Source organism: Enterococcus sp. DIV1206, assembly GCF_051712485.1.
GTDB classification, from domain to species: domain Bacteria; phylum Bacillota; class Bacilli; order Lactobacillales; family Enterococcaceae; genus Enterococcus; species Enterococcus faecalis.
Window position 1 is genome coordinate 1,665,524 of the sequence record NZ_JBIOOZ010000001.1, and the last position, 13,171, is coordinate 1,678,694.

General features: G+C 36.8%; 11 protein-coding genes. 2 read left to right on the top strand and 9 right to left on the bottom strand.

What is annotated here, in order from left to right:
- Positions 1 to 196 precede the first annotated feature (196 nt).
- The 5 genes from nagE to IGK86_RS08190 form a co-directional block, all read right to left on the bottom strand.
- Positions 197 to 2,194: an N-acetylglucosamine-specific PTS transporter subunit IIBC gene (gene nagE, locus IGK86_RS08170; RefSeq protein ID WP_002374894.1), complete on the bottom strand. Its 1,998-nt coding sequence runs from the start codon at positions 2,192 to 2,194 to the stop codon at positions 197 to 199.
- Between the two features lie 36 nt (positions 2,195 to 2,230).
- Positions 2,231 to 3,064 carry a PRD domain-containing protein gene (locus IGK86_RS08175; protein WP_002357655.1) on the bottom strand — a complete coding sequence of 278 codons (834 nt, stop codon included), beginning with the start codon at positions 3,062 to 3,064 and terminating at the stop codon, positions 2,231 to 2,233.
- Between the two features lie 309 nt (positions 3,065 to 3,373).
- A complete protein-coding gene (locus tag IGK86_RS08180) occupies positions 3,374 to 5,026 on the bottom strand; it encodes a peptide ABC transporter substrate-binding protein (protein ID WP_002363926.1) in 1,653 nt (550 codons plus the stop codon).
- Between the two features lie 17 nt (positions 5,027 to 5,043).
- Positions 5,044 to 6,420 carry a transglutaminase-like domain-containing protein gene (locus IGK86_RS08185; protein ID WP_016617301.1) on the bottom strand — a complete coding sequence of 459 codons (1,377 nt, stop codon included), beginning with the start codon at positions 6,418 to 6,420 and terminating at the stop codon, positions 5,044 to 5,046.
- Between the two features lie 16 nt (positions 6,421 to 6,436).
- On the bottom strand, positions 6,437 to 7,501 hold the full coding sequence (locus IGK86_RS08190) for a dipeptide epimerase (RefSeq protein ID WP_002377472.1): 1,065 nt from the start codon (positions 7,499 to 7,501) through the stop codon (positions 6,437 to 6,439).
- A 275-nt stretch (positions 7,502 to 7,776) separates the two neighbouring features.
- Here IGK86_RS08190 and IGK86_RS08195 point away from each other — a divergent pair, with 275 nt between their 5' ends.
- The gene (locus tag IGK86_RS08195) at positions 7,777 to 8,121 is read left to right on the top strand and encodes a metal-sulfur cluster assembly factor (RefSeq protein ID WP_002357660.1); all 345 of its coding nucleotides are present in this window, start codon (positions 7,777 to 7,779) and stop codon (positions 8,119 to 8,121) included.
- A gap of 97 nt (positions 8,122 to 8,218) precedes the next feature.
- On the opposite strand, the gene IGK86_RS08200 is transcribed toward IGK86_RS08195, so the two are convergent.
- Together IGK86_RS08200 and IGK86_RS08205 are read right to left on the bottom strand one after the other, a co-directional pair.
- Positions 8,219 to 8,758: a GNAT family N-acetyltransferase gene (locus tag IGK86_RS08200; protein WP_010713419.1), complete on the bottom strand. Its 540-nt coding sequence runs from the start codon at positions 8,756 to 8,758 to the stop codon at positions 8,219 to 8,221.
- Between the two features lie 212 nt (positions 8,759 to 8,970).
- Complete coding sequence (locus tag IGK86_RS08205) at positions 8,971 to 9,825, bottom strand: hypothetical protein (RefSeq protein ID WP_010828783.1); 855 nt, start codon at positions 9,823 to 9,825, stop codon at positions 8,971 to 8,973.
- 286 nt (positions 9,826 to 10,111) lie between these two features.
- On the opposite strand from IGK86_RS08205, the gene IGK86_RS08210 reads away from it, so the two are divergent.
- Positions 10,112 to 10,645: a hypothetical protein gene (locus IGK86_RS08210; protein ID WP_002365632.1), complete on the top strand. Its 534-nt coding sequence runs from the start codon at positions 10,112 to 10,114 to the stop codon at positions 10,643 to 10,645.
- Positions 10,646 to 10,660: 15 nt separating this feature from the next.
- Here the strand turns inward: IGK86_RS08210 and IGK86_RS08215 are convergent, their stop codons facing one another.
- Together IGK86_RS08215 and lysA are read right to left on the bottom strand one after the other, a co-directional pair.
- On the bottom strand, positions 10,661 to 11,653 hold the full coding sequence (locus IGK86_RS08215) for an alpha/beta hydrolase (RefSeq protein ID WP_016617300.1): 993 nt from the start codon (positions 11,651 to 11,653) through the stop codon (positions 10,661 to 10,663).
- 145 nt (positions 11,654 to 11,798) lie between these two features.
- Entirely contained in the window at positions 11,799 to 13,109 is a 1,311-nt protein-coding gene (gene lysA, locus IGK86_RS08220) for a diaminopimelate decarboxylase (RefSeq protein WP_002360386.1), read from the bottom strand.
- Between the last annotated feature and the right edge of the window lie 62 nt (positions 13,110 to 13,171).

Below are 13,171 nucleotides of genomic sequence, written 5' to 3' on the forward strand. Positions count from 1 at the left end.
CGTTCTATGTTACTTGAAATAACTGAAAAAAGCGAAGTTTTTGTTACTTCTTTAGTTTTATTTAATAAAAGTAACTTTTTTGTGAACAAACCGTAACTTCGCAAGATTGAACGTTTTCACCTAGAATAGAATAACAAGTAATTTTATCGAATTTCATCAAAAAAAGGGCTGCCTTACGGCTAGCCCTTTTTTACTTTTATTTTACGGTAACATTTCCGATTACATCATTCATTGAAGTCGTTTGACCTGCTTTTTGTAAATCGTATTGAGCAACAATATCTTGATTTGTGAAAACAACAATTAAATCTGATTTTTTGCCAGCTTGTTCTAATGCGGCTAAATCAATGGTTGCAATTTTATCGCCTTGTTTTACAACTTGGCCTTCTTCAACATGTAATGTAAATGGTCCACCTTGTAACTCAACAGTATCTAGACCCATGTGTAATAATACTTCAATGCCTGAATCTGTTTGGATACCTAACGCATGTTTTGTTGGGAAAATGCTAGTAATTTTACCAGCAACAGGTGTTGAAACTTCGCCGTCTGTTGGTACGACAGCAAAACCGTCACCCATCATTTTTGCTGAGAAAACATCATCTGGTACTTCAGAAATAGGAATAACTTTCCCATTCGCTACAGAATATAATTCAGTTTCTTTCGTTGAAACTGGTGCTTTTTCTTCAACAACTGGTTGAGAAACAGGTGTTTCTTTGACTGGTGTTGCTGGCGCTTGGTGGTTATATAATCGTTGCATTTCGTCAGCAACAAATTGTACTTCTGTACCAACGATCACTTGGATATTGGTGTCATCAATGACTTTCACACCAGGAACCCCAGTTGCTTTAATTTTTGCTTGATCCACTTTGCCTGTATCTTTCACTGTTAAGCGTAAACGAGTTGTACAGTTATCAATAGAAGTTACATTAGCATCAGCGCCTAAACCATCATAAATACGACGAGCTAGAGAAGCAAATTTGTTGTCGCCTTCTGCAACATCTGGCGTTTCTTCGCCATCGCCTTCTTCACGTCCTGGTGTCATTAAGTTAAACTTAGTGATTGCAAAACGGAAACCGAAGTAGTAAATTGCTGCAAAGACAAGTCCTTGAACCACCAACATCATTGGATGATTCGCGACTGGGTTTTTCAAACTTAAGAAGAAGTCTACAAAACCTGCACTAAAGGCAAAGCCAGCTGTCCAATGCATAAACGCAGCGAATGCTAAAGAAATACCTGTAAAGACCGCATGTAAAACATATAAAGGCCAAGCAACGAACATAAATGAGAATTCTAAAGGTTCAGTAACGCCTGTAAAGAAAGCCGCAAAACCAGCAGCTAACATTAATGAAGCTGTAACTTTTTTCTTCTCAGGACGCGCACATTGATAAATAGCAAACGCGCCTGCTGGTAAACCAAACATCATTACTGGGAAGAAACCAGCTTGGTACATCCCTGTTTGTCCTACAATTGCTTTACCAGTATCTAACGCTTGTTGACCAGCTAAAAAGTTCCCAATATCATTGATACCAGCAACATCAAACCAGAAAACAGAATTCAAAGCATGGTGTAAGCCTGTTGGAATTAATAGTCGGTTAAAGAAACCATACAAGCCAGCTCCTACGAAACCTAAGCTAGAGATTCCTTTACCAAAAGCAACTAATCCGTTATAAACAACTGGCCAGAAGAAGAATAAGACAGCTGAGATTGCTAACATCGAAATAGCTGACATAATAGGAACTAAACGTTTTCCACTAAAGAATGATAAAGCCATTGGCAATTTCACACCAGAGAAACGATTATACATTGCCGCAGCAACTAAACCAGCGACAATCCCGACAAAGACATTGTTGTCCATGCTGTTGAAGGCTGGGTTTACTTCAGCAATATCCTTGAAGCCTTTAATGGCTTGGATAGAAGCAGGCGCTAAAACAGTTTTTGGCACTAAATAAGCGACTAAACCAGCTAATGCTGCCGATCCATCTTTATCTTTTGACATTCCTAACGCTAAACCAACCGCAAATAATAATGCTAAGTTGTTTAAGATAGCCAAACCACCATTCATTAGAAAAGTTGTGGCTGGACTAGCGCCGATTGTTCCCACGATCCAGTTGGCAATACCGACTAATAAAGAAGCCGCCGGTAATACAGCAACTGGTAACATTAACGAACGTCCCATTCTTTGCATATACGCTTTCATTATACGTAACTCCTCACATAAACTATTTAATTTTTATTATTTGGTCATTCTTAATCGTTCAATGTGAATCGATAAATAACCAAGTTCTTCATTTGGTACTTGATAATGAAAATTTCTCATTAATAAGACTTGTACTTTTTTTGAGATTTCATAGCTTTCAGCATACTTTTTCTTTACGACTTCCAAAATTTCTTCATCTAAAACAGCATATTGATTTTGTTGGAAGCGATGAATAAACAAACGTAAATGATTCACCAAACGTGAATAACTGAGACTATTTTTATCATCATGAATATCAATAGCCAATTCCTGCTCGATTAAATGAATAATTTCAGAAACGATTGTAACTTCACGGATACTTTTACTATTATCAGTACGCCCGCTGCGAGCACTATGGATATGAATTGCAATATACCCCGCTTCATCATAACTAAATGGAATCTCTAAGGTTTGTGTTAAATATTCTACAGCCCATTGAGCAATAGCAAATTCTTCACTATATAAAATCTCAATTTCACTTAAAAGCTTGTTCCGAACAATAATATTATTTTGAATATTTTCAGCTGCAAAAGCAATGTGATCACTCAACCCAATATTAATATGTTCATTCAACTTTTCACCCAATACCGTTTCAGCATGTTGGATAATTTCTTCACTCGCTAAAAAGTATTTGTCTTCAATTTGTGATAGCAATACTTGAAGTTTTTTCAGTCCTTCTGGCTCCATCACAAACATCCGCTCCACCAATTGTCGAGATAAGACATCATTTTTAGTCTTATTAAACCCGACGCCTTTACCGACAGCTACTTTCTCCTGTCCTTCGTCAAGAACAAGTACAGCATTTTGATTTAGCACCTTTTTAATTTTCATAAATGACCCTCTTCTGCAGAAGTAATTCTAACATTTTCAGTGAAAACAACAAAAAAAGCATAGAACAATCCCGTTAAACATGTTGCGTAACCATTGTACACCACATTGTATTACGAAATTCTTCCATGCCTAGTATTATCCAGTCACATGAAAACGCTATTCATTTGTTAACAGTGCTTATTCTAACGAGTATCATTATTTTTGTCAACCTTTTTCAATTATTTTTTTATTAATTGTTGACTATTAACAAAAAAGAAGCTCTTATCGGAAAAAAAGTACCTTCAGCTAAAGGTACTTTTTTTCACTAATTTATTCTTTATAGGCATACTTATATGTGCTCGTTGCACCGAAGTTATGATACTGAATGCCTTTGACACCTGGTCGTACAAGCTGACTACGGGCCTCTTGGTATAAAGGAATTAAAGCGGCATCTTCTTCCACCAAGACTTTTTCAGCTTTAATTAATGTTTGCCAACGAGTTTCAGGATCATTTGCGTATTTAGTTGTTGCTTCTTCAATTAGTTGATCAAACGTTGGGCTAGAATAGTTCATACGGTTACCACTAACTGAGCTTTCTAAGAAAGTCATTGGATCCTGATAATCGGGTCCCCACATGCCAACAGACAATTCATAATCCCCTTTTCTCATTAATTCAATCGCATTATTTAAAGGAACTGTTTTGACATTAATAGTGAGACCTGGCAACGTTTCTTGTAACTGGCCTTGGATAAATTCAGCAACTTTTCGGTCACTATCACCATCTCTTGAAAGAAGTTCAATGGCTACATCTCCGTTTAGCTCTGCTTTTGCTTTATCTAAATACTCTTTGGCTTTTTTGGCGTCTGTTTTGACAAGGGCGCCTGCTTCTTGACGAAAATCTTCATTCGTTTCTGGGTTATATACAAATTTTTCTGGAATGTACCCATAAATTTCTTTTGAACCATCTGCTAAAATATTATCGACTAAACTCTTTTTATCCAAAGCATAAGCTAAAGCTTTGCGGACATTCTCATTTGCAAAAATGGATGGTTTTTCGTTTCTTTTTTGGTTTAAACGTAAGGAATAGACTTTTGACCGTTCGATTGCTTCATAGTCAGGGTTGTCTCGATTTTGTTTAGCAAAATCTCCTGTTAAGACAGCCACATCTAATTCACCTGATTCGTACAAATTATAAACGGTATTGGTTTCTTTAAGAACTTCAAAATGAATCGTTTCTGATTTTACTTTTTCTTTATCGTAATAGTCGGGATTACGCACAAAGTCCCATGACATCGCTGACTGATCCCAATTTTTCATTAAAAACGGACCATTAGATACAATCATTTCACTAGAAGTGCCATAGGCTTGTCCTTTTTCTTTCACGAATGCTTCGTTTTGTGGGAAAAATGGAGAAAATGCCAATAACGACGTAAAATATGGTACAGGCTTTTCTAAAGTAACCTCCAAAGTATAATCATCAAGCGCTTTGACACCCAATTCCTCTGGTGCTTTTTCCTCTTTTGTAATAGCTGTTCCGTTCAGAATCGTTCCTTCTAACAAGAAAAAGTAATTGGCTTGGTTTTTGGGATTCGCTAATTTACGCCAAGCAAAAACGAAATCATTGGCTGTTACAGCATCACCATTGGACCACTTGCCATCTTCTCTTAGTTTAATGGTATATCGTTTGCCATCCTCAGAAATTTCTGGCATCTCTTTAGCAGCAGCTGGTATTAGTTGATCTTTTTCATCCAATTGATATAACCCTTCAAAGACATTGGACTGTGCGTTAATACTGGCTTCATCTTGTGTAAAAATAGAATCCATTGAACCGATTTCCGAGTTCTCCATTAAATTTAAAACTTTTTTCGAGACACTGGTTTTCTCAGTTGCTTTCTCGTCTATTTTTGTTTCTGCTGTTGTGCCACAACCTACCAAGACCGTACTAACAAATAACATAATCCCCATCATTTTTAACTTTTTCATACTATTCCCCCTATGTGTCAATCAAACGGCAACTCTTCCATGGAAAGCCGTTCTTGCGAAACTATCAAGCATGCGTAGGGCAAGCCCTCATTTTCGTACTCAAATTCTCCCCGCTGGTTGTCAATTGGGTCTGCACGTAATTGCATTTTTGCCGGGTGAAAGTCTGCCTGGATCTCACTATTTGCGACCATTCTAAAAACATCTAAATTGCCGAAATAATGATTCCACCGCTGTCTATCCCCGTCTCGGTAAGCACCTCCGCCAAAAGATAAATCCGCAAAGAGCCAGCCGTACGGTTCTATATAAAATTGTGCCCAATCATGACAGCCTGTATAATGTGTAGAAACATATAATCCCGATTGCCATTTGGCTGGTATCCCTGCAATCCGACAAAGCGTGATAAACAAAATCGCTTGCACGCCGCAGTCACCTTTTAAATTAGTTGCAGCATACTCTGAAATATTGGTAATTGTAAAATATTCACGCATGAAAGAATAATGAATCTTTGTCGTCACAAAGTCATAAATCAAGCGTGCCTTTTTTAAGGGATTACTTTCATCGCCTACAATCTCATCTGCTAAATTTCTTAAATAAGGCGTGAATCGAATATGCGGTAACTGTTCCTCCAAATCAAAGCTTGGTTGCATTTTGTCTACGTTACTTTCTTCTAACTGTTGGTAAACCATCCGATTAACATAACAATATTCAACTGTAAACGTTTGATTTTCTTTTAAGATTGTTTCAAAACACAGTGTTCGTTGAGGCGCATCTTCTGCCGCAATATAGGTTTCCTCAGGTGACGTAGCTAGGATTTCAATTTCTGATTGTTGTTGACACGCTTTGGGCAGCGGCAAATGGACACGAACACGCTCACCTGGACGCTCAAATTCTTTTTTCACCTGAATGGTGGCTTTAATTGTTGTTTTCACTTTTCTACCACCGTTTTTTTGCATTTGTTCGATGTTCTCTTTTAGTTCTTTTTTGCGGAGAATTTCTAATTGATTGCTTTCTGCTTCCCGCAAACGTGCAACATATGCCGCATTTGTTTTAATTAAATTGGCCAAAAATCGAAGTTGGAAATACGGTTCACCGTCAATATAAACCCAGTCCACTAATCCCGTTTCTTTTAAACGAATTAATTCCTCTGTTTGATAATCCTGAAAAGTGTCTCTCATCATTTGATCAGCTTTTGCAAAGCTATGAGGATACTCATTCATACGCATCATTTTAATGACATCTTTTTCAATTATCAAACGTTCTTTTAATGCCTGCGGAAGTTCTTTTGTCAACCAAAAATCAATGGCAATATCCGCACTTGCAAAATCGCCAAATTCTTTCACCCTTTGAATTTCCTCAGGCAAAGGAACACTAAGATACTTTAAATCATACTTCATTTGCTTTACTCCTTTTTTAATGAGAAATGCCTAATCCAGCTGCTTCTCCTAATTCCAATAATGGTTTTGCTTCTAAGGATACGCCCCCAGTTACGGGCGCAGTTTCTAAACCGAATGTCGCATCTAAATCTGCTCGTGTGATATTCTTTTGAGCAGCAGCTAAATGGGCAGCAGCCGTGATGCCAATGGTTGTTTCTTCCGCCATGCAACCAATCATGCATTCGATGCCTGCTGTTTCACAAATCTGATTAATTTTCAGCGCTTCATGAATGCCGCCACACTTCATTAATTTTATATTGATAACATCGACTGTGCCTTTTTTAACTAATTCCAACGCATCTTGAGCATCAAAACAGCTTTCATCAGCCATAATTGTCGTATTAACTTGTGAAGTAACGTATTTTAGACCTTCTAAATCGCGTCTTTTAACTGGCTGTTCCACTAATTCAATTTGATAATCTGCTAATTCTTGAATCGCTTTAACTGCATCTTTGGGCGTCCAAGCCTGATTCGCATCTAAGCGGAGCTTGATATCAAAGCCAACTGCTTCACGAATCGCTTTTACTCTTGCGATATCAGCTTCAATTCCTGTTCCGACTTTAATTTTTAATGTATCAAAACCTAGTTTGACTTTTTCGACGGCTTTTTGTGCCATCACATTTGGTTCATCAATACCTAGTGTAATATCCGTTATTACTTGGTTATCATAGCCGCCTAACAATTGATAAAGAGGCAGTTGAGCTTTCTGACCCATCAAATCATAACAAGCAATATCGATTGCTGCTTTTGCCGCTGGAGCGAAAGCAGATATTTTATCCATCACTTCATGAATTTTCTCAATATTAAAGGGGTTTAAGCCAATGATTGCTTGGCCAAATAATTCGATCGTTTCAAGCGTGCCAGCCAACGTTTCACCGGTAATAAAAATTCCTGGCCCTCCTTCTCCATATCCAACTAATCCCTCTTCTGTTTCAATTTCCACAATTGCACTATCCGCTGATTCTATCGTCCCCAAAGCGATCGTAAATGTTTCTTTCAGTTTAATTTTCGATGCCCTAACATGTACCTGCTTAATTTTCATAAAATCCTCCCTTTGATATTTCCAATTGACTGAAAATTCAGTTTTTTAAAAATATCCAAAAATTAAATTTAGATTGTTATCGATCATTCTAAACTCATTGTTTTCTAATGTCAATAAAATAATGAGATTTCAATTAAAATAAAATGAATTTCGAATTTTATGAGCTTTTTTAATAAATCAGTAAATTACATGACATGTGAGATACTTCTCATTTACAAACATTCTTAAAAAAGGTATGATAGTAAAGAGGCAACTTGCAAAGGAGTAGAAGACGAATGAGTGAACAACCTCAACAACGTTCAACCGAAGAAGTTGAAGCAATTAAAGAAGATATTTTAACTGCATTAGAAACAGTGATTGACCCTGAATTAGGCATCGATATTGTTAATTTAGGACTAATTTATGAAGTTGAATTTGCAGAAGAAACTGGTGATACTGTCATCAAAATGACCTTAACCACAATGGGTTGTCCGTTAGCAGATGTTTTAACAGAACAAATCCATGGTGTTTTAAAAGATATTCCTGAAGTGAATAATATCGAAGTAAAATTAGTCTGGTACCCTGCTTGGACAACGGATAAAATGAGCCGTTACGCACGAATTGCTTTGGGTATTCGCTAGTTATTTCGAGGCTAATGATAAAAAACATATGAAAGAACCGATTGGTCCGTTCTTTCATATGTTTTTTTGTTTGTTTAATTTACTTATTTGATAAAAATTACCTGATGCCATCAATACTTGGCTTTTTCCAAATTTTTGCTACTGGATGGAAGTCTAATAAAAACTGTAGCTGCGTTCCACTGAAGCCTGATGCTCCAGCAAACATGATATGAAAAGTGAGTCCTCTATCCATAATCAGATACCCTGTATCCAGCACGCCATTTCTTTCATAAAACTGATAACGTTTTTCTCTTTGGGCTTCATTCGCTGCATTTTTGCCAATTTCTTCACTCTCCAAAAGAACCCCCTTAGGATAACGTGTCTTCAATAACGCTAACACGGTTGAACCTAATCGTTGGTTTCGGTGGTGCTGATCAATTGCAAAGAAAAAGACATAGGTTGCTTCAGGTGCAATTTGACTATTTAACAAAATCCCCACGTTCTCATCCGCCTCTTGAATAACAAACAAATGAAATTTTCCTGCTTGAGAAGACGTCAATAATTGATCAAACGGCAGTCTCTCTTCTTCTGGAAAAGCTTCTATGTAGGTTGCTTCCCAATAGGCTTGATTTCCTTGATTTAATAATGTGAATTGCATAAAAGCTCCTTTCTAAAATGATTGCTTCGTACTAATAACTTTTGTTACTTACATAAGACCTAAAAGTCATTTAAACATGCGACTGGTTATCCCTATACGCAATTATTTTTTGATACTAATCTAGTAGTTTAATCGTTCTCTGTTCCTGAGTCAATAAAAGAGCACAAGATTCGAGACTTTCAACGTTTAGTGAAAAGTCGATTCTTATTTCATTACAACCTATTCACTATTCGCTGCCCTCTTTTTTCTATTCGTTGATTTACTTGAACTAAATATTCATTTATCTCCTCTAGATTCTGAGGTAAGATAAACGAGTCTTTTTTCAAATGATTTTTCCATAGCGCTACTGGTTGATACTGTTCATTTAAAAATGGTTGCATCTCATACGTATGAACGTAGCTTTCCCATGAATGAAACGAAGCTAAAAATATCGAAAGTTGTTCTAAAGAATAATCCCAATAATCTTTAAACGATAAGCTTCTTCCACTGTTAAATCCTAGTGGAACTACTGTAATGTTTCCAATTGAATGGGTAAGTTCGGCAAAACGCTTTAATTGTGGGTCCTGATGGACTCGATCAAATTTAGTAAAATTGTCGAGAAGGAATTCATTCCATGTATATTTTTTGGGTACAGGATTTGGTAAATAGTCAGGAAAAGCTTGGTCAAAATAAGTTAAATATCGGTCCGAAATCACAGCCGATGCCCCGGAATCATGAGGCGGATACTTGCTATTTACTGCAAGCAAATTCTGTTCAGAAGGTTTTTCTAAATAGCTTTCTTGATTTTCCCCAATTACTTCCGCTGGTCTAAAGAAATCGGGATAAACAAGTTGTAACATAATTTTATACGTTGTCCAAAATGAGTTCATAATATCTTTGTGCACGGTCGCCTTCCCAGTTAACTTTAAAAAAACATCCTCCACAACCTCGTACTTTTCAATATGGACATTCGATGTTCTAGCTTTTAAAATATTTTTAACTGGCTGCTGTTGGTCATACTCTTGACCCAAAAGCAACTTCTTTAAATCATCTTTCGCTGAAATTGTCTTAACTGTAATCTCCGCCACTTTGAATAACTCCCATCCTATGATTTTCTCTATATTCTTTTATATTATTATACTAGAAAAACGCTCCCTCCTGCCCTTTTTTAATCAACAAATCATCAATTAGAAAACACCAACGAAACAGAAGTGCAACACTAGCATGCGAAAAAATGCGATCGGCAACTTATTTTTTAGACACTCTGTGTGTTTCGTATAGTCGAGGCTGGTTGCGTGTATTTTTTTCAAGAAAATTGAGCACAGCTATGGTATAGTCAAAACTACGATTATTTCAAACACGGAGCGACAGTTTATGGAAATGTACCAAGTAATTAGATATTTTTTAAATGAAATGGAGAAAAAGATTTGGCATGCCTTGTTAACATTAGTACTTTTTTGTCTTTATATTTCCATTTTTGATGTTCCTTTTACAATTAAAAATACATTCATCGGCAGACTACTTTTCCCGAAAGCTTTTATGAACGCAGGAAGTGCGAATCTGATTTTTTATTTGATTAGTTTTTTTGGTTTTTTATGGTCAATTTTCATTTTTGCTTATCTATTGAATAAGACACGCCTCAAATTATTAAATAAAACCTTTCCTTATCTTTTGGAAATATTAGAAGTCTGTATTTTGCCTTTAGTGATTCTTTTTGCTTACATTTATATTTATTTGCGGGTCCATGGCGAAGGTTTCAGCTATATACGAGAATCTCTTTTACAGCAAGAGTTAACTTATTCAATGAAATGGTTCCTTTGCCTTGGTAGTTTGGCGCCGTTATTTTTCTTTTTAAGCACTTTAAATTTAGCTAAACGAGTCAGACAAAAAAAAGACATGGAATCATGAAAATCCATGTCTTTTTTAGTCGGATATTGTTTTTACCGCAGGACAGTTTTCTTCCAAAAATTCAAAAATACTACTGTAATAATTTTCAGGTTCGTAGACACTTGAAGATAAATGTGGTGCTTTAGCAACAATGAGACCTTTTTTTATCCCCTGAGTTGCCGCTAAATTTTCTTCAAACATTGTCATTGGAACAAAGCGATCACCTGTACCGTGAATAAAGAATGTGGGCAACGTATTTTTGTGTAATTGTCTCACGGAAGAAGCGGTTTTCAATTGAAAGCCATAGTTATTTAATGCTAATTGATTAGCAATTGTTAAAATAGGAAAAGCGGGTAAATGAAAAGATTCATGTAGGACATATTTAAATTCATCATAAACAGAAGTGTAGCCACAATCCACTATTAATCCGCGGACATTCGTTGGTAACTTTTCACCACTTGCCATCATGACAGTAGCCGCTCCCATGGAACCGCCCACTAAAATAATTTCTGCTTCCATATCAATGGCAAGAACTTCACTAAGCCAACTTAATAAATCTAACCGATCCAGCCATCCCATCCCAATTTTATTACCTGAACTTTTCCCGTGCGCACGCAAATCGGGAACTAAAACATTGTAGCCTTCTTCTGCAAAACGTAATGCAGTATATGCCATATCGCGTTTTCCGTTTGAACGATAACCATGCACACAAATCGCCCAACGATGGTTATCTGGATAAGGAATAAAGCACCGTGCATACAATGTTTCATCTTTAATTTTCAACCAACGATCTTCAGCAAAAGACTCTGTCCAAAAAGCTTCGCCTTCTTGTTTTTGTTGTTCTTCTATTTTTGTATATCTTGTTTCACGTTCTTGAAAATTATCAGGATTTAATAACCGATGCCCTTTTTTATGATACCAAGGGTTGTCTTTAAGCAACGCAATTTTCAAAAAATAATTGGCAATGTAAACAGAAAAAACAACGCCAATCATTGCAAAAATGATCAGTAACCCGAGGAGCCATTTCATCTGCAAATCACACCCTCTTCTAAAGTATTTCCTTCTTCATTTAATATACTATGGATTTTTCATTTCTGAAAGAAATCACCCTCACATTTTGTTATTTTTTGAAAAAAAGTAGCCGTCTCAAAAAGAGGCGGCTACTTTTAATCTATCAACAATCCAACGTTGTCATATCTTCATATGTCTCACGGCGAGCAACTAATTTTGCTTGTCCATCTTCGACAAAAACCACCGCTGGTCGAGGATTTCGGTTGTAATTACTTGCCATTGAATAACCGTAAGCCCCCGTACTACTAATGGCCAATAAATCCCCTGCTTTAACTTCTGGCAATAAAATATCTCGAAGTAAGACATCTCCTGATTCGCAATATTTACCAACCACTGTGACTTTCTTGACTGAATCATGTCCCTCACGATTCGCTAGAAAACCATCATAAACTGCTTGATACAAAGCAGGCCGTATATTATCACCCATGCCACCATCTACGGAAACAAAATGACGAACACCAGGAACCTCTTTTTGCGCGCCAACTGTATATATCGTTGTGCCCGCTTCGGCAATTAAACTGCGGCCTGGTTCAATCCAAAGCTCAGGCAGTGGATACCCTAATTGTTCACAATGACCTTTCAAGGAATAAACAATTTTTTCAACAAATGTTGCTGGTGCTAATGGCTCATCTTGCTGCGTGTACTGCACACCAAAACCACCACCCATATTTAAAACACGTGCTGTAAATTGATGGACTTGCCGCCAGTCTTCTAAAATAGTGAACATTTTTTCAACAGCAGCTAAAAAGCCTTCCACAGCAAAAATTTGCGAGCCAATATGGCAATGGACCCCTTGCACATCAAAAGAGGGATTTGATAAAAGGCGAACGAGCGCTTCTGTTGCCTGGCCACTTGCAACATCAAAACCAAATTTTGAATCTTCTTGGCCTGTCAAAATGTAATCATGTGTTTCTGCATCCACGCCAGGACTCACCCGAAAAAGAACTTTTTGTGTTTGGTTTCGTGTAGCTAATAATTCTTCCAACAAGTCAATTTCGTAAAAATTATCAATGACAATTGTACCTATTTTGTTGTCCAAAGCATAACGTAATTCTTCAGGGGTTTTATTATTTCCATGGAACTCAATTTCCGCTGGCTCCATGCCCCCTTTTAAAGCTGTGAATAGTTCTCCACCAGAGACAACATCGCAAGCAATATCTTCTTCCTTTAACACTTGATAAATAGCTAAACAACTAAATGCTTTACTTGCATAAACCACTTTATTTTTGATACCTAATTGATTTAACGTTTGTTTAAAACCACGTGCCTGCGCGCGAATATGAGCGACATCATAAACAAATAACGGCGTCCCGAATTTTTGCGCCAACTTTACGGTGTCACAACCACCGATTTCTAAATGATTTTCCCGATTCATTTTTGCTGTACCAAATAACATGTTTTCCCGCCCCTTCATTTTGTTTTATTAAAAATCATAGCATAAAACCCAGTAGCTTCCTATAATTTTCCACATTTTTC

Excerpts from the sequence above, each read along its gene's own strand:
- lysA (WP_002360386.1), bottom strand. The coding sequence starts at position 13,109 with ATGAAGGGGCGGGAAAACATGTTATTTGGTACAGCAAAAATGAATCGG.
- IGK86_RS08175 (WP_002357655.1), bottom strand. The coding sequence starts at position 3,064 with ATGAAAATTAAAAAGGTGCTAAATCAAAATGCTGTACTTGTTCTTGAC.
- IGK86_RS08185 (WP_016617301.1), bottom strand. The coding sequence starts at position 6,420 with ATGAAGTATGATTTAAAGTATCTTAGTGTTCCTTTGCCTGAGGAAATT.
- IGK86_RS08200 (WP_010713419.1), bottom strand. The coding sequence starts at position 8,758 with ATGCAATTCACATTATTAAATCAAGGAAATCAAGCCTATTGGGAAGCA.
- IGK86_RS08195 (WP_002357660.1), top strand. The coding sequence starts at position 7,777 with ATGAGTGAACAACCTCAACAACGTTCAACCGAAGAAGTTGAAGCAATT.
- nagE (WP_002374894.1), bottom strand. The coding sequence starts at position 2,194 with ATGAAAGCGTATATGCAAAGAATGGGACGTTCGTTAATGTTACCAGTT.
- IGK86_RS08190 (WP_002377472.1), bottom strand. The coding sequence starts at position 7,501 with ATGAAAATTAAGCAGGTACATGTTAGGGCATCGAAAATTAAACTGAAA.
- IGK86_RS08210 (WP_002365632.1), top strand. The coding sequence starts at position 10,112 with ATGGAAATGTACCAAGTAATTAGATATTTTTTAAATGAAATGGAGAAA.
- IGK86_RS08180 (WP_002363926.1), bottom strand. The coding sequence starts at position 5,026 with ATGAAAAAGTTAAAAATGATGGGGATTATGTTATTTGTTAGTACGGTC.
- IGK86_RS08215 (WP_016617300.1), bottom strand. The coding sequence starts at position 11,653 with ATGAAATGGCTCCTCGGGTTACTGATCATTTTTGCAATGATTGGCGTT.